Source organism: Pseudomonas sp. Irchel 3E20 (assembly GCF_900187645.1).
Taxonomy (GTDB): domain Bacteria; phylum Pseudomonadota; class Gammaproteobacteria; order Pseudomonadales; family Pseudomonadaceae; genus Aquipseudomonas.
Genome location: NZ_FYEE01000008.1, coordinates 118,088 through 133,496, shown reverse-complemented (window position 1 = coordinate 133,496; position 15,409 = coordinate 118,088). Strand labels below are relative to the sequence as shown.

At 63.2% G+C, this 15,409-nt stretch carries 16 protein-coding genes; 13 read left to right on the top strand and 3 right to left on the bottom strand.

The window, feature by feature from the left end:
- Positions 1 to 85 precede the first annotated feature (85 nt).
- The 13 genes from CKW13_RS16120 (at position 86) to CKW13_RS16060 (ending at position 12,614) form a co-directional block, all read left to right on the top strand.
- Positions 86 to 1,357 (top strand): glutamate-5-semialdehyde dehydrogenase, encoded by a 1,272-nt coding sequence (locus CKW13_RS16120; protein WP_095109615.1) that lies wholly within the window; start codon positions 86 to 88, stop codon positions 1,355 to 1,357.
- Positions 1,326 to 2,042: a nicotinate-nucleotide adenylyltransferase gene (gene nadD / locus CKW13_RS16115; protein ID WP_095109614.1), complete on the top strand. Its 717-nt coding sequence runs from the start codon at positions 1,326 to 1,328 to the stop codon at positions 2,040 to 2,042. Before CKW13_RS16120 ends, nadD begins: the two co-directional genes overlap by 32 nt.
- Positions 2,043 to 2,112: 70 nt before the next feature.
- Positions 2,113 to 2,607, top strand: coding sequence for a ribosome silencing factor (gene rsfS, locus CKW13_RS16110; RefSeq protein WP_095109613.1), 495 nt, complete (start codon positions 2,113 to 2,115; stop codon positions 2,605 to 2,607).
- Between the two features lie 9 nt (positions 2,608 to 2,616).
- Positions 2,617 to 3,084: a 23S rRNA (pseudouridine(1915)-N(3))-methyltransferase RlmH gene (rlmH, locus tag CKW13_RS16105; RefSeq protein ID WP_003185785.1), complete on the top strand. Its 468-nt coding sequence runs from the start codon at positions 2,617 to 2,619 to the stop codon at positions 3,082 to 3,084.
- Positions 3,085 to 3,094: 10 nt separating this feature from the next.
- A complete protein-coding gene (mrdA, locus tag CKW13_RS16100) occupies positions 3,095 to 4,990 on the top strand; it encodes a penicillin-binding protein 2 (protein WP_095109612.1) in 1,896 nt (631 codons plus the stop codon).
- 31 nt (positions 4,991 to 5,021) lie between these two features.
- Positions 5,022 to 6,125 carry a rod shape-determining protein RodA gene (gene rodA / locus CKW13_RS16095; protein ID WP_176465124.1) on the top strand — a complete coding sequence of 368 codons (1,104 nt, stop codon included), beginning with the start codon at positions 5,022 to 5,024 and terminating at the stop codon, positions 6,123 to 6,125.
- Positions 6,126 to 6,142: 17 nt separating this feature from the next.
- Entirely contained in the window at positions 6,143 to 7,153 is a 1,011-nt protein-coding gene (gene mltB, locus CKW13_RS16090; RefSeq protein WP_095109610.1) for a lytic murein transglycosylase B, read from the top strand.
- Complete coding sequence (locus CKW13_RS16085; protein ID WP_095109609.1) at positions 7,153 to 8,148, top strand: septal ring lytic transglycosylase RlpA family protein; 996 nt, start codon at positions 7,153 to 7,155, stop codon at positions 8,146 to 8,148. Before mltB ends, CKW13_RS16085 begins: the two co-directional genes overlap by 1 nt.
- A 176-nt stretch (positions 8,149 to 8,324) precedes the next feature.
- Entirely contained in the window at positions 8,325 to 9,482 is a 1,158-nt protein-coding gene (locus CKW13_RS16080) for a D-alanyl-D-alanine carboxypeptidase family protein (RefSeq protein ID WP_095109608.1), read from the top strand.
- A gap of 80 nt (positions 9,483 to 9,562) precedes the next feature.
- Complete coding sequence (locus CKW13_RS16075; RefSeq protein ID WP_095109607.1) at positions 9,563 to 9,838, top strand: DUF493 domain-containing protein; 276 nt, start codon at positions 9,563 to 9,565, stop codon at positions 9,836 to 9,838.
- The gene (gene lipB / locus CKW13_RS16070) at positions 9,838 to 10,485 is read left to right on the top strand and encodes a lipoyl(octanoyl) transferase LipB (protein ID WP_095109606.1); all 648 of its coding nucleotides are present in this window, start codon (positions 9,838 to 9,840) and stop codon (positions 10,483 to 10,485) included. The genes CKW13_RS16075 and lipB overlap by 1 nt, the downstream gene beginning before the upstream one ends.
- Position 10,486: 1 nt before the next feature.
- Positions 10,487 to 11,506 carry a lipoyl synthase gene (gene lipA, locus CKW13_RS16065; protein ID WP_095109605.1) on the top strand — a complete coding sequence of 340 codons (1,020 nt, stop codon included), beginning with the start codon at positions 10,487 to 10,489 and terminating at the stop codon, positions 11,504 to 11,506.
- 154 nt (positions 11,507 to 11,660) lie between these two features.
- Positions 11,661 to 12,614 (top strand): LD-carboxypeptidase, encoded by a 954-nt coding sequence (locus CKW13_RS16060; RefSeq protein ID WP_095109604.1) that lies wholly within the window; start codon positions 11,661 to 11,663, stop codon positions 12,612 to 12,614.
- A 48-nt stretch (positions 12,615 to 12,662) separates the two neighbouring features.
- Here the strand turns inward: CKW13_RS16060 and CKW13_RS16055 are convergent, their stop codons facing one another.
- From CKW13_RS16055 to holA, 3 genes are all read right to left on the bottom strand, one after another.
- Entirely contained in the window at positions 12,663 to 13,985 is a 1,323-nt protein-coding gene (locus CKW13_RS16055) for a lytic murein transglycosylase (protein WP_095109603.1), read from the bottom strand.
- 61 nt (positions 13,986 to 14,046) lie between these two features.
- Positions 14,047 to 14,211 (bottom strand): alternative ribosome rescue factor ArfA, encoded by a 165-nt coding sequence (gene arfA / locus CKW13_RS16050; protein ID WP_095109701.1) that lies wholly within the window; start codon positions 14,209 to 14,211, stop codon positions 14,047 to 14,049.
- Between the two features lie 139 nt (positions 14,212 to 14,350).
- Positions 14,351 to 15,388, bottom strand: coding sequence for a DNA polymerase III subunit delta (gene holA, locus CKW13_RS16045; protein WP_095109602.1), 1,038 nt, complete (start codon positions 15,386 to 15,388; stop codon positions 14,351 to 14,353).
- Positions 15,389 to 15,409: the final 21 nt, after the last annotated feature.

Here is a 15,409-nt window from a genome sequence, read left to right as displayed (position 1 = left end):
GACCATCCGCCTGTCTGCGCTGTTAGTAGAAGGGCGCGGCAGCTATAATCGGCCGCTTTCCTCTTTGCCAAGACCTCGCCAGACCATGACTGAGTCCGTTCTTGACTACATGACCCGCCTGGGTCGCGCCGCCCGCGAAGCTTCCCGCGTGATCGGCCGTGCCAGCACCGCGCAGAAAAACCGCGCCCTGCACGCCGCCGCGGCTGCTTTGGACGAGGCGCGCGCCGAGCTGTCCGCCGCCAATGAGCTGGACCTGGCCGCCGGCCGCGCCAATGGCCTGGAACCGGCCATGCTCGAACGCCTGGCCCTGACCCCGGCCCGCATCGACGGCATGATCGTCGGTTTGCGCCAGGTGGCGACGTTGCCGGACCCGGTGGGCGCGATCCGCGACATGAGTTATCGGCCTTCGGGTATCCAGGTTGGCAAGATGCGCGTGCCCCTGGGTGTGGTCGGCATTATTTATGAGTCGCGCCCGAATGTGACTATCGATGCCGCGAGCCTGTGCCTGAAGTCGGGCAACGCGACCATCCTGCGCGGCGGGTCCGAGGCCATTCATTCCAACCGCGCCATTGCCGCGTGCATCCAGCGTGGCTTGGCCGAGGCGGGGTTGCCGGCCGCTGTGGTGCAAGTGGTCGAAGTGACCGACCGCGCCGCCGTGGGCGCGCTGATTACCATGCCCGAGTACGTCGACGTGATCGTGCCGCGCGGTGGCAAGGGCCTGATCGAGCGGGTCAGCCGCGATGCCCGCGTACCGGTCATCAAGCACCTGGACGGCATCTGCCACGTCTATGTGGCCGCCCACGCCGACCTGGCCAAGGCCCAGCGCATTGCCTTCAACGCCAAGACCTACCGCTACGGCATCTGCGGCGCCATGGAAACCCTGCTGGTTGACCAGGCTGTCGCCGAGGCGTTCTTGCCGGCAATGGCTGCCCAATTTCGCGAAAAAGGCGTCGAACTGCGCGGCTGTGAGCGCACCCGGGCAATCATCGAGGCCGTTGCGGCCACCGAGGACGATTGGAACACCGAGTACCTGGCGCCGATCCTGTCGATCCGCGTGGTCGAAGGGCTGGATGAGGCCATCGAGCACATCAACCGCCACGGCTCGCACCACACCGACTCGATCGTCAGCGAACACCAGGGCCAGACCCGGCGTTTCGTCGCCGAGGTGGACTCGGCGTCGGTGATGATTAACACCCCGACCTGCTTCGCCGATGGCTTTGAATACGGATTGGGTGCCGAGATCGGCATTTCTACTGATAAGCTGCACGCCCGCGGCCCGGTGGGCCTCGAAGGGCTGACCTGCGAGAAGTACATCGTGGTCGGTGATGGCCAGTTGCGCGGACAGGAGTCGTTCTGACTTGGCCGACCAGCCTGATCCAGGCGTCGTGATCGCAAGCGAACCCCGGCGCATCGGTGTGCTGGGCGGAACTTTCGACCCGGTGCACATCGGGCACTTACGCGGCGCCCTGGAAGTGGCCGAAAGCCTGGGGCTCGACGAATTGCGCCTGACCCCCAACGCCAGGCCGCCCCATCGGGATACGCCGCAAGTCTCGGCGCAGGATCGCCTGGCGATGGTCGAGTGCGCGGTGGTGGGCGTGGCGCCACTGGTGGTGGACGCGCGTGAGCTGCAACGGGATAAACCGTCCTACACTATCGACACCCTGGAACTGATGCGCGCCGAGTTGGCCGCGCACGACCAGGTGTTTTTGCTTCTGGGCTGGGACGCATTTTGCGGCCTGCCTACTTGGCACCGCTGGGAGGAGTTGCTCCAGCATTGCCACATCCTGGTGCTGCAACGCCCGGATGCCGACAGTGAACCGCCGGATGCCTTGCGCAACCTGTTGGCGGCGCGGTCGGTGAGCGACCCGCTGGCCCTCAAGGGGCCGAGCGGACAGATTGCATTCGTCTGGCAGACACCGCTCGCGGTTTCCGCCACCCAGATCCGTCAACTGCTGGCCAGCGGTAAGTCGGTACGTTTCCTGGTGCCCGACGCGGTCCTGGCCTACATCGATGCGCACGGACTGTACCGTGCGCCGAACTGAAACGGAGTGCTCCAAGGCACGAATCAACGTGTATTGAAGCGCCCGAACATATGAGCAAAACGAGTTTTATATGACGAACAAAGACGTAAGCAAAGTTAAGCGCAAAGGCACCTTCAAGAGCGCTCCGCTGCCTGAGAAAGTCCTCAGCACCGAACCCCTCAAGGGCCAGGCCTTGGTCGATGTGGCCGTGGCAGCCCTGGAAGACGTCAAGGCCCAGGACGTGCTGGTCATCGATGTGCGCGACAAGCAAAGCATCACCGACTACATGATTATCGCCACCGGTACCTCCAACCGTCAGATCGGCGCGATGCTCGACAAGGTGCGCGAAGCGGTCAAGGCCCTGGGCATCAAGCCGTTGGGCGAAGAAGGCAAGGGCGACAGCGACTGGGTGCTGCTGGACATGGACGAAGTAATCGTCCACATGATGACTTCCAACGCCCGCCAGTTCTACGACCTGGAACGCCTGTGGCAGGGTGCCGAACAGAGCCGCGCCAGCAGCGCTGCCCACCACAGCCCGGAAAACACCCACGAGCATTTCATCAAGCTCAACAAAGACCAGGAATAAGGAACGGCTGTGCGCCTGCGTCTGATCGCCGTCGGTTCCCGCATGCCCAAGTGGGTGGAAGAAGGCTGGCACGAGTATGCCAAGCGCCTGCCATCGGAACTGGCGCTGGAACTGGTGGAAATCCCGCTCAATACCCGTGGCAAGAACGCCGATGTGGCGCGCTTTATCCGCCAGGAAGGCGAAGCCATGCTGGCCAAGGTCGGGCCGAATGAGCGGATCGTCACCCTTGAGGTCCACGGTAAGCCCTGGAGCACCGAGCAGTTGGCGGTGGAACTGGACCGCTGGCGCCTGGACTCGCGCACGGTGAACTTCATGGTCGGCGGCCCCGAGGGGCTGGCGCCGGAAGTCTGTGCGCGTGCGGACCAGCGCTGGTCGCTGTCGCCCCTGACCCTGCCTCACCCGCTGGTGCGCATCCTGATCGGCGAGCAGTTGTACCGCGCCTGGACAGTGTTGTCCGGCCACCCTTACCACAAGTAGTTCTGCCCCCATGTCCCAGCCGATCCGCATCAAGGACCACGAGAAAGACGCCCGTCTGGTGCGCGGCCGCGTCGTGTTCGGGGCCATTACGGTGGTGCTGCTGTTCGGCGTGCTGATTGCCCGGCTGTATTTCCTCCAGGTCATCCAGTACGAGTACCACTCCACGCTGTCGGAAAATAACCGCGTCCATGTGCAGCCGATTCCGCCCACCCGTGGGTTGATCTTCGACCGTAATGGCGTGGTGGTAGCGGACAACCGGCCCAGTTTCAGCCTGAGCATGACCCGCGAGCGCTCCGGTGACTGGCAGCAGGTGCTGGACGTGATCGTCCAGGTGCTGGAATTGCCCCCCGAAGACCGGGCCCTGTTCGAGAAACGCATGAAGCAGGGGCGCCGGCCATTCGAGCCGGTGCCGATCCTGTTCGAGCTCAACGAAGAGCAGATCGCCCGCATCGCCGTCAACCAGTTCCGCCTGCCGGGCGTCGAAGTGGTCGCGCAACTGGTGCGCCATTACCCCCAGGGCGCACACTTTGCGCATTCGGTGGGCTACATGGGGCGCATCAACGAGAAAGAGCTCAAGACCCTCGACCCGGTCAACTACAGCGGCACCCACCACATCGGCAAAACCGGCATCGAGCGTTTCTACGAGCCCGAGCTGCACGGCCAGGTGGGTTACGAGGAGGTCGAGACCAACGCCCGCGGCCGCGTACTGCGGGTGCTCAAGCGTACTGACCCGATTCCCGGCAAGGACATCGTCCTGAGCCTGGACATCAAGTTGCAGGAAGCTGCCGAACTGGCCTTGGGCGGGCGCCGTGGCGCAGTCGTGGCCCTGGACCCGACCACTGGCGAAGTATTGGCGATGGTCAGTCAGCCGAGCTTCGACCCCAACCTGTTCGTCACCGGCATCAGCTTCAAGGCCTACGCCGAGTTGCGCGATTCCATCGACCGGCCGCTATTCAACCGCGTGCTGCGTGGCCTTTACCCGCCGGGCTCGACCATCAAGCCAGCGGTAGCGATCGCGGGCCTGGACGCGGGCGTGATTACGGCCTCCAGCCGGGTATTCGACCCTGGCTACTACATGCTGCCCAACTACGACCACAAGTACCGCAACTGGAACCGCACCGGCGACGGCTATGTGGATCTGGACACCGCGATCATGCGGTCCAACGACACCTACTTCTATGACCTGGCCCACAAACTGGGGATCGACCGGCTCTCGTCCTATATGAACAAGTTCGGCCTGGGGCAGAAGGTGTCCCTGGACATGTTCGAGGAATCCCCGGGCCTGATGCCATCACGGGAATGGAAGCGAGCCACCCGCCGCCAGGCCTGGTTCCCCGGTGAAACCCTGATTCTGGGGATCGGCCAGGGCTACATGCAGACCACACCGCTGCAACTGGCCCAGGCCACCGCATTGGTGGCGAGCAAGGGCAAATGGCTACGCCCGCACCTAGCCAAGTCCATCGAAGGGCAGAAGCCAGTGGATGAAAACCCGATCCCGGACATCATCCTGCGCGACCCGGCGGATTGGACCCGGGTCAACCACGGCATGCAGCAAGTGATGCACGGCGCCCGTGGCACCGCGCGCAAGGCTGCGGCCGGCGCGCAGTACCGCATCGCCGGCAAAAGCGGTACGGCCCAGGTCGTGGCGATCAAGCAGGGCGAGAAGTACGACCGCTCCAAGGTCCAGGAACGCCACCGCGACCACGCCTTGTTCGTCGCCTTCGCGCCGGCCGAAAACCCGAAGATCGTGGTGTCGGTGATGGTCGAGAACGGCGAGGCCGGTTCCGGCGTCGCCGCCCCGGTGGCGCGCCAGGTGATGGACGCCTGGCTGCTGGACCAGGAAGGTCGGCTCAAACCCGAGTACGCCAGCCCTATCAGCGCGGAGGCTACGGCCCGTGAAGAGTAATTTTGATCGCATTCTCTCCAGCGAGGATGTGATGCGCCGCCGCGCCACGCTCCTGCAGCGTATGCACATTGATGGCCCGTTGCTGGTGCTGTTGCTGATCCTCGCTGCCGGCAGCCTGTTCGTGCTGTATTCGGCCAGCGGCAAGAGCTGGGACCTGCTGATAAAGCAGGCGACGTCCTTCGGCATCGGCCTGGTGTCGATGGTCATCATCGCCCAGCTCGAACCGCGTTTCATGGCGCGCTGGGTGCCGCTGGCCTACGTCTGCGGCGTGGTGTTGCTGGTGGTGGTGGACGTCATGGGCCACAACGCCATGGGCGCCACGCGCTGGATCAACATCCCCGGGGTGATCCGCTTCCAGCCCTCGGAATTCATGAAAATCATCATGCCGGCCACCATCGCCTGGTACCTGGCCAAGCGCAGCCTGCCGCCGCAGCTCAAGCACGTGATAATCAGCCTGTTGCTGATCGGCATCCCGTTCATCCTCATCGTGCGTCAGCCTGACCTCGGCACCTCGCTGCTGATCCTGGCGGGCGGGGCGTTCGTGCTGTTCATGGGCGGGTTGCGCTGGCGCTGGATCCTCAGTGTGCTGGCGGCCACCGTGCCGGTGGCGATCGCCATGTGGATGTTCGTCATGCACGAGTACCAGAAGCAGCGCGTACTGACCTTCCTCGACCCAGAAAGCGATCCGCTGGGCACTGGCTGGAACATCATCCAGTCCAAGGCCGCTATCGGCTCGGGCGGCGTGTTCGGTAAGGGCTGGCTGCTGGGCACCCAGTCCCATCTGGACTTTTTGCCCGAAAGCCACACCGACTTCATCATCGCCGTGATGGGCGAGGAATTCGGCCTGGTGGGCATCTGCGTGTTGCTGCTTATCTACCTGCTGCTGATCGGCCGTGGGCTGGTGATTACCGCCCAGGCGCAGACACTGTTCGGCAAACTGCTGGCCGGTTCGCTGACCATGGTTTTTTTTGTTTATGTTTTCGTCAACATCGGTATGGTCAGTGGCCTGCTGCCGGTGGTGGGAGTGCCATTGCCGTTCATTAGCTATGGCGGAACTTCGCTGGTGACGCTGCTGTCAGCGTTTGGGGTTTTGATGTCGATCCATACCCATCGTAAGTGGATCGCGCAGGTTTGAATAAGGTGAAGATTTCAATGCAAGCAATGCGTGGCTGGGCGACTCGATACGCGCCATGGGTCGGCCTGGTAGGCATCCTTGGCACTGCGCCCCTGGTGCTGGCCGGCGATTACGAAGGCTCACCCCAGGTGGCCGAGTTCGTCGGCGAAATGACCCGCGACTACGGTTTTGCCGGCGAACAACTGATGGGGGTGTTCCGCGAAGCCCAGCGCAAGCAGTCCATTCTGGACGCCATTTCGCGGCCCGCCGAGCGCGTCAAGCAATGGAAGGAATATCGCCCGATGTTCCTCACCGATGCCCGGGTGGCCCGGGGCGTGGATTTCTGGCGCCAGCACGAGGCCGTACTGGCCCGCGCCGAGCAGGAATACGGGGTGCCGGCCCAGGTGATCGTGGCGATCATCGGTGTCGAAACCTTCTTTGGCCGCAACACCGGCAATTTCCGGGTGATCGACGCCTTGTCCACTTTGGGCTTCGATTACCCACCGCGCGCCGAGTTCTTTCGCAAGGAGCTGCGCGAATTCTTGCTGCTGGCCCGCGAAGAACAAGTTGACCCGCTGACTCTCAAGGGTTCCTACGCCGGCGCCATGGGCCTGCCGCAGTTCATGCCCAGCAGTTTCCGCGCCTATGCGGTGGATTTTGACGGCGACGGCCACATCAATATCTGGAACAACCCGGACGATGCTATCGGCAGCGTGGCCAGCTACTTCAAGCGCCACGGCTGGGTGGCTGGCGAGCCAGTAGTCAGCCTCGCCAGTGTGCGTGGCGACCAGGTGGACCAAGGCCTGACCACGGGTATCGAACCGACGAAAACCGTCGGGGAGTTGCGAGCCCTGGGTTGGTCGAGTCATGATGCGCTGCGCGACGACTTGCCAGTCACCGCGTTTCGCCTTGAAGGCGATAACGGTCCGGAATACTGGATGGGGCTGAAAAATTTCTACGCAATCACGCGTTATAACCGCAGCGTGATGTACGCGATGGCTGTTCATCAGCTGTCTGATTCGCTGGTTCAAGCACGGGGCGTCAAGTAATGCGGGCAATGCCGATTCAACAACCCCTGAAGCTGGTGGCCATCGCCGCCCTGGCGATGCTGGTGGCCAGTTGCACCTCCAGCCGCGCGCCGCAGCAAAAAACCTCAGCCGCGGTGGTGCGCGCCAAACCAGGCCTGGACATCAACCGCGCCCATAAAGATGGCGCGCCCTGGTGGGACGTGGACGTCTCACGCATTCCTGATGCCACGCCTACCTTGCATACCGGCCCGTATAAGGCCAACCCTTACACGGTGCTGGGCAAAAACTACTTTCCGATCCAGCAATCCAAGGATTACGTCGCCTCCGGCACGGCCTCCTGGTACGGCACCAAATTCCACGGGCAAAACACCGCCAACGGCGAGGTCTATGACCTCTACGGCATGAGCGCCGCGCACAAGACCCTGCCGCTGCCCAGTTATGTGCGGGTGACCAACCTGGACAACAACCGCAGCGTGATCCTGCGGGTCAATGACCGCGGGCCGTTCTACTCCGACCGCATCATCGACCTGTCCTACGCGGCGGCGAAGAAACTTGGCTACGCCGAAACCGGTACCGCGCGGGTCAAGGTCGAAGGCATCGACCCGCAGCAGTACTGGGCCCAGCGTGGCAAACCGGCGCCGTTGATGCTTAACGAGCCGCAGGCCGCGCAACCACAGATCACCGCCTCCACTGGCAAGGTCGAGCAGTGGACCCCGCCGCCGCAGCAACACGCGGCGCCAGTTGTGGCGGTCCCGCAATTGGCCCAGGGCCAGGCGGCGGGCGGGCAGTACCTACAAGTCGGCGCTTTTGCCAACCCGGACGCGGCTGAACTGCTGCGTTCCAAGCTCAGTTCCATGGTGCAGGCGCCGGTGTTCATCAGCTCCATCGTGCGCAACCAGCAAACCCTGCACCGGGTACGCCTGGGGCCGATCGGTACGCCAGGTGAGATCCAGCAAGTGCAAAACAGCGTGCGCCTGGCCAATCTCGGCCAGCCAAGCGTGGTTACCGCAGAATAAATGACACCCGATTGAGGGTTGGGCCTTAGGGCCTGGCTCCGGTTGTTGGCTCACCCAAGAACAAAAGCCCGGCAAAGGGCCTAGAGTGAACAACTGAAATACGCGACAGCCGGGACCGGTTGTCAGATTAGTTTTGCCCGCGAGGGCAAGTTTCCATTAGCTACTTCGAGAGACGGATGAACATCACCACCTTTGCCAAACGCCTGTGCCTGCTAGTCCCGCTGCTCCTCTCGCCTGCCGCATTCGCGGTCGAGATGATGCCGTCGCCGCCGCAACTGGCCGCCAAATCCTACGTGCTCATGGACGCCAGCAGCGGCAACGTGCTGGTGGAGAACAACGGTGACCAGCGCCTGCCTCCGGCCAGCCTGACCAAGTTGATGACCGCCTACATGGCGACCTTGGAAATCCGTCGCGGCCAGATCGGCGAGAACGATCCGGTGACCGTCAGTGAAAACGCCTGGCGCACCGGCGGTTCGCGGATGTTCATCAAGGTCGGCACACAGGTCAGCGTCAGCGACCTGCTGCACGGCATCATCATCCAGTCGGGTAACGATGCCAGCGTCGCGATCGCCGAGCACATCGCCGGCAGCGAAGACGCCTTTGCCGACATGATGAACAAAACGGCCGGCGAACTGGGCCTGACCAACAGCCACTTCCTGAACCCCACCGGCCTGCCGAACCCCGAGCACTACTCCTCGGCCCACGACATGGCGGTGCTGGCGCGCGCGATCATCCACGAGGACCCGGCGCACTACGCGATCTACTCGCAAAAAGAGTTCTTCTGGAACGGCATCAAGCAACCCAACCGCAACCTGCTGCTGTGGCGCGACAAGACCGTTGATGGCCTGAAAACCGGCCACACCGATGAAGCGGGCTACTGCATGGTGTCCTCGGCGGTACGTGACGGCATGCGCTTGATCGCCGTGGTGTTCGGCACCGTTAGCGAACAGGCTCGCGCGGCAGAAACCCAGAAGCTGCTGACCTATGGTTTCCGCTTCTTCGAAACCCAGACCTTCTACCAGAAAGGTGCCGAGCTGGCGCAATCGCCGGTCTGGAAGGGCACCACCAACCAGGTCAAGGCCGGTCTGGCCCAGGACCTGACCATGACCCTGCCAAAAGGTCAGCTGAAAAAACTGCAAGCCAGCATGACCATGAACCCGCAATTGATCGCACCAATCGCCAAGGGCGACGTGATCGGCAAGGTCGAAGTCAAGTTGGACGACAAGGTGGTGCACAGCGCTGACCTGATCGCGCTGGACGCGGTCGACGAAGGTGGTATCTTCCGCCGCGTGTGGGATAGCATCCGGCTATTCTTCTACGGCTTGTTCAACTGAATTAGTGTGCACCTGCATGGCCCCGCGCTGATCCGGCGCGGGGCCATGTCTGTCGCCACGGCTTACGAGGCCGTTACGCCATGACCGATACCGAAGTAAAGGCGCCAAAGATCGAATTCCCCAACGTCGATTATCCGATCAAGGTAATCAGCGACACGGGCGCGGGTAACAAGGACAAGATCCTGGAGATCGTGCTCAAGCACGCCACGATCAACCATAACCGCGTGGACGAGCGTCAGAGCACCAACGGCAAGTACACCACGATCCAGTTGCACATCGTCGCCACCGACCAGGATCAGCTCTACAACATCAACAGCGAATTGCGGGCCACCGGTTTCGTGCACATGGTGTTGTGATGCACCAGACCCTGGGCTTTCGCGAGCTCGGCCAGATGGCCTACGAGCCGGTTTGGCACGCGATGCAGCGGTTCACCAATGAACGGGGCACCGATGTGCCGGACGAAGTCTGGCTGGTGCAACACCCGCCCGTGTTCACCCAAGGCCAGGCTGGCAAGGCCGAGCACCTGCTGCTGCCGGGCGATATCCCGGTGGTCAAGGTCGACCGCGGCGGCCAGGTGACTTACCACGGCCCCGGCCAGTTGGTGGCCTACCTGCTGCTGGATGTGCGCAGGCTGGGGTTTGGCGTACGCGACTTGGTCAGCCGCATGGAACAGTGCCTGATCGAGCTGCTGGCCAGCTACGGCGTGACCGCTGCGGCCAAAGCCGATGCGCCGGGGGTCTATGTCGACGGCGCGAAAATCGCCTCCCTGGGCCTGCGTATTCGTCACGGCTGCTCCTTCCATGGCCTGGCCCTGAACGTGGACATGAGCCTGGAACCGTTTCGCCGAATTAACCCCTGTGGCTACGCCGGCCTGGCGATGACCCAGTTGCGCGATCACACAGGGCCGATTGAATTTGCCGAGGTAAGTGCCCGGCTGCGCGCGCAGCTCGTCAAACACCTCGACTATGCTGAGCAGACGACCCTAACGGGCGGAATCGACTGATATGACTACTGATGCAGTGCAAACCATGATCCCGACGCTCGATGTCACTGAGCGTGCGGCCCCGCGTGCCAAGGTCGAAGCCGGTGTGAAACTGCGCGGCGCCGAGAAGGTTGCACGCATCCCGGTGAAGATCATTCCGACCACCGAACTGCCAAAGAAACCCGACTGGATCCGCGTGCGCATCCCGGTGTCCCCCGAGGTTGACCGCATCAAGGCCCTGTTGCGCAAACACAAGCTGCACAGCGTGTGCGAAGAGGCCTCCTGCCCGAACCTGGGCGAGTGTTTCTCCGGCGGCACCGCGACCTTCATGATTATGGGTGACATCTGCACCCGTCGTTGCCCGTTCTGCGACGTCGGCCACGGGCGGCCGAAGCCGCTGGATACCAACGAGCCCGAGAGCCTGGCCATCGCTATCGCTGACCTGCGCCTCAAGTACGTGGTCATCACCTCGGTAGACCGGGACGACCTGCGCGACGGCGGTGCCCAGCATTTTGCCGACTGCATCCGCGAGATCCGCAAGCTGTCGCCCGACGTACTGCTGGAAACCCTGGTGCCCGACTACCGTGGGCGCATGGACGTGGCGCTGCAAATCACCGCTGCCGAGCCGCCGGATGTGTTCAACCACAACCTGGAAACCGTGCCACGCCTGTACAAGGCCGCACGCCCGGGTTCGGACTACCAGTGGTCGCTGACCCTGCTGCAGAAATTCAAGCAGATGATGCCCCATATTCCGACCAAGTCCGGCCTGATGCTGGGCCTGGGCGAGACCGACGAGGAAGTCATCGAAGTCATGAAGCGCATGCGCGAACACGACATCGACATGCTGACCCTGGGCCAGTACCTGCAACCGTCGCGCAACCACTTGCCGGTGCAGCGTTTCGTGCACCCGGACACCTTTGCCTGGTTCGCCGAGGAAGGCTACAAAATGGGCTTCAAGAACGTCGCGTCCGGCCCCCTGGTACGTTCCTCGTACCACGCCGACGAGCAGGCGAAACTGGTAAAAGCCAGCCTGATGTCCTGATCCGCAAAACGCCCGCAGGAGCCTCGGTTCCTGCGGGCGTTTTTTATGGGCTGCGCGCGGGCCTTTTCTTGCAAGCCCCAAAGTCACCGGTCCCTTCTCTTTATTCCCTTTCGTGGCTACTGTGCGTGGACCATCTACGCAGGGAGAATCATGGATGAGCGCTTCAAACACCCCCACCTACTGTGAGTCCATGCCGGTGCCGGCCTTGCCTGTGGAGGGCTTGATTGGCGTGATCGCGCCTGCCGGGCCGGCGACGCTGGATGCCCACAAGGCATTGCAGTGGATGCAAGCGCGGGGCTATTCGCTCAAGGTGTTCCCCGGTGTGACGGCGAAGGAGGGCTACCTCGCGGGCAGTGATGAGGTGCGTCTCAACGACCTACATGCCGCATTCGCTGACCCCCAGGTGGACGCCATCCTGTGCCTGCGTGGCGGCTACGGCAGCCCACGCCTGCTCGACGGCATCGACTTCGACCTACTGCGGCGCAACGCCAAGCCCTTTGTGGGTTACAGTGACATCACCGCGTTGCACGTGGCCATCAGCCGTTATGCCGGCTTCGTCACCTTCCATGGCGCGATGCTCAACGCCGACTTGCTGGGCAACAAGCAGCAACCCACCGAATCGTCGCTGTTTCGCATGCTGCGCGGGCAATTGAAGCGCGGCAGCGTCCTGCCCCACCCTGCGGCCTACCCCTTGGTCACCATCGAGCCGGGCATCGCCCAAGGGCGCTTGATGGGTGGCAACCTGTCGATGATCGCCGCCACCCTGGGCACGCCTTATGAACTCGATGCCGAGGGCATCATTTTGTTCATCGAGGACGTCAACGAGCCGCTGTACCGCATTGACCGATTGCTGACGCACCTGCGCCTGGCGGGCAAGTTGGCAACGATTGGCGGCGTTCTGGTGGGGGATGTGGCGGGGGTTGATGGCCAGGCGCTACAAGCTCTGCTCAAGCAGACCTTCGCGCCGCTGCGCATTCCGGTGCTGGCGGGGTGGCGCAGCGGCCATTGCGACCCGAACCTGACCCTGCCGTTGGGGGCGATGGTCAGGTTGGATGCGGGTAATCAGGAGCTGCGGCTCGAACAAGACGTGGTGCTACTGCCCCTGTAGCCAGCGGACTGGCCCGTGCGGGAGTGCAAGGCACTCCTGTTTTTTGCCTCAGCGATTACGCAAACCCTGCAGTAATTTCTGCGTCGGGTAGCCGTCCGCCGGCCAGCCGAACGACTGTTGAGCTGCGCGGATCGCCTTGCGTGTATTGGCGCCGATGATCCCGTCAGCGGTACCCGCGTCGTAGTGCTGGGCGCTGAGCAGGGTTTGCAGCTCGATGCGCTCGGAGCGGCTCAGGGGCAGGTCATCCTTGGGCCACTCACCATTGATCGTCCCACCACCGCCAAACCGCTCGGATAACAGCCCCACCGCCAATGCATAGGACGAGGAGTTGTTGTACTTGAGGATGGCGCGGAAGTTATCGAGGATCAGGAATGCCGGGCCGCGATAGCCGGCCGGCAGTAGCAGGGCGGCCGACAACTGCTCGGCCCCGGCAGGCACGCTGGCGCCATTGGGCAGGCTCACGCCCAGTTGCCGCCACTCGGCGACGGTCTTGCGGATTGCGCCATCGGCCAGCACGTAGTCGAAGCCATTGGCCAGTTGCACCTCAAAGCCCCAGGGCTGGCCTTTTTGCCAGCCGGAGCTTTGCAGGTAGTGGGCGGTGGACGCCAAAGCGTCGGTGGGGCTGCCCCAGATATCGCGGCGCCCGTCACCGTCAAAATCCACGGCGTGGGTGTTGTAGGTGGTGGGGATGAACTGGGTCTGGCCCATGGCGCCGGCCCAGGAACCGAGCATTTTTTCCGGCTCGATATCGCCCTGTTGAAGGATTTGCAGGGCAGCGATCAATTGCGCGTGAGCGAAGGCCGGGCGGCGGCCTTCGTAGGCCAGGGTCGCCAGGGAGCGGATCACTGATTGGCTGCCCTGGAAGCTGCCGAAGTTGCTTTCCATACCCCACACTGAAACCAGTGCCTGGCGATCCACGCCGTAACGCTGTTCGATGCTTTGCAGGATCGGCCCGTATTGCTCCAGCAGCAACTGACCCTTGCGCACGCGCACGGGGGAGAGCGCGCCGTTGAGGTATTCCCACACCGGGCGCGAGAACTCAGGCTGGCTGCGGTCGGCGCGGATAACGCTCATGTCGGGGGTTACGTTGGCGAAGGCGCGGTCGAACAGTTCGGCGCGGATGCCGGCGGCCAGGGCGTCCTTGCGGAAGGCTTCCTGCCACTGGGCGAAGGTCTGGGTCGGCTGGATATCGAGGTTTTCGCCGCTCGGCATCACCGGCGGAATGACGGCGGGCGCGGGCACGGCGGGAATGCTTTGCAGCGGTTGCGCGTCGGCGGCGGTGGGTTTTTCCGCACAGGCAACTAACAGAATGAGGCTGGAGGCAGCGATCAATTGGCGCAGGTGCCAACGACGGGAAATACAGAGGGGCATGCACAGGTCCAGAGAATACGAATCAGGTGCCGACCTTAACATGTTGAACGGGTGCTTGCCTTTAAGCGGCCAGAAAGTAAGAAGCCTCCCAGCTATTAGACTGGAAGGCTTCGCGGCGGTAGCTGCCTTTGCCTTTGGCCGGTTGTTCCTGACGGCTGCGGAACAGTGGCTGGGCGACGATGGATTTGGCTTTATTGGGCCGATGCCGTGAAGGCTTTTTGCTCATGATGGCTTCTCGCAGGTAGGTGGATGCAGCGCTGCGAATCATCGGCCCAAGTGGGGCAAGTGTCCAGCCCTGGTGATGGGCGGCGGCCTTAGGCACAACCCCTGTCAGAGCGCGCTCCCACAGAGAATTGCAGTAAGGCTTACTCCGCCGGCAAGGCCAGCCGTTGCCCGGCCATCAACAGTGACAGGCGGCTCAGGCTCATCCACGGCGAGCCGCTGGCCTGGCCCTTGATTTGCGCGTCAATGCGCTGGGCGTCCTGTAGCAGCTGCGCCCAGCGCTGCGCGCTGTGGCGTTGCAGGGCTTTGCTCATCAGCGGTTTACGCTTGTCCCAGATCGGCGGGCGGGCCTGGCTGAAGGCTTTGTCCAGCGGCGTGCCCTGGCTGTATTGCAGCGCCAGGTTAGCCAGCACCCGCAGTTCCCGGGCCAGGGCCCAGAGAATCACCGGCGGCTCTACGCCCTCGCCGCGCAGGCCTTCGAGCATGCGCAGGGCGTGGGCGGCTTCGCCGTTGAGAATGGCGTCCACCAGGCCAAAGACATCGAAGCGCGCACTGTCGGCCACGGCGGCCTGCACCGTTTCCACGGTGATCTGCCCGCTTTCGGCCATCAATTTGAGTTTTTCGATTTCCTGGGCGGCGGCCAAGAGGTTGCCTTCGACCCGGGCGGCGATCAGTTCCACCGCATCCTGGCTGGCGCTAAGCCCGGCCTGGGACAGGCGCTGGCGAATCCATTGCGGCAACTGGTTGGCGTCCACCGGCCAGATCTGCACAAACTGGGTGTGGGCGCCTTCGATCAGGGCCTTGCCCCACTTGGTCTTCTGCGCACTGCCATCGAGTTTTGGCAGGCTTATCAGCAGCAGGGTGTCTTCGGCCGGGCGGGCGCAGTATTCGATGAAGGCGGCGGCGCCTTTGTCCCCAGGCTTGCCCGAGGGCAAACGCAGTTCCAACACGCGTTTTTGCGCGAACAGCGACATGCTGGCGCCGGCCTGTAGCAGCGTGCCCCAGTCGAAACTGGCATCGGCGCTGAACACCTGGCGTTCATCGAAACCCTGCTGGCGGGCCGTGGCGCGGATGGCGTCGGCGGCTTCCTGGCACAACAGCGGGTCGTCGCCGCTGATGATATAGACGGGCGCGAGGGCGCCTTGCAGGTGCTTGGCGAGTTGGGCGGGGGCGAGTTTCATCGGCGAGGGCAAGCGGGGCAC

Excerpts from the sequence above, each read along its gene's own strand:
- CKW13_RS16120 (WP_095109615.1), top strand. The coding sequence starts at position 86 with ATGACTGAGTCCGTTCTTGACTACATGACCCGCCTGGGTCGCGCCGCC.
- lipA (WP_095109605.1), top strand. The coding sequence starts at position 10,487 with ATGACTACTGATGCAGTGCAAACCATGATCCCGACGCTCGATGTCACT.
- nadD (WP_095109614.1), top strand. The coding sequence starts at position 1,326 with ATGGCCAGTTGCGCGGACAGGAGTCGTTCTGACTTGGCCGACCAGCCT.
- CKW13_RS16060 (WP_095109604.1), top strand. The coding sequence starts at position 11,661 with ATGAGCGCTTCAAACACCCCCACCTACTGTGAGTCCATGCCGGTGCCG.
- CKW13_RS16055 (WP_095109603.1), bottom strand. The coding sequence starts at position 13,985 with ATGCCCCTCTGTATTTCCCGTCGTTGGCACCTGCGCCAATTGATCGCT.
- CKW13_RS16075 (WP_095109607.1), top strand. The coding sequence starts at position 9,563 with ATGACCGATACCGAAGTAAAGGCGCCAAAGATCGAATTCCCCAACGTC.
- lipB (WP_095109606.1), top strand. The coding sequence starts at position 9,838 with ATGCACCAGACCCTGGGCTTTCGCGAGCTCGGCCAGATGGCCTACGAG.
- holA (WP_095109602.1), bottom strand. The coding sequence starts at position 15,388 with ATGAAACTCGCCCCCGCCCAACTCGCCAAGCACCTGCAAGGCGCCCTC.
- mrdA (WP_095109612.1), top strand. The coding sequence starts at position 3,095 with ATGTCCCAGCCGATCCGCATCAAGGACCACGAGAAAGACGCCCGTCTG.
- rodA (WP_176465124.1), top strand. The coding sequence starts at position 5,022 with ATGCGCCGCCGCGCCACGCTCCTGCAGCGTATGCACATTGATGGCCCG.
- CKW13_RS16085 (WP_095109609.1), top strand. The coding sequence starts at position 7,153 with ATGCGGGCAATGCCGATTCAACAACCCCTGAAGCTGGTGGCCATCGCC.
- rsfS (WP_095109613.1), top strand. The coding sequence starts at position 2,113 with ATGACGAACAAAGACGTAAGCAAAGTTAAGCGCAAAGGCACCTTCAAG.
- CKW13_RS16080 (WP_095109608.1), top strand. The coding sequence starts at position 8,325 with ATGAACATCACCACCTTTGCCAAACGCCTGTGCCTGCTAGTCCCGCTG.
- mltB (WP_095109610.1), top strand. The coding sequence starts at position 6,143 with ATGCAAGCAATGCGTGGCTGGGCGACTCGATACGCGCCATGGGTCGGC.
- arfA (WP_095109701.1), bottom strand. The coding sequence starts at position 14,211 with ATGAGCAAAAAGCCTTCACGGCATCGGCCCAATAAAGCCAAATCCATC.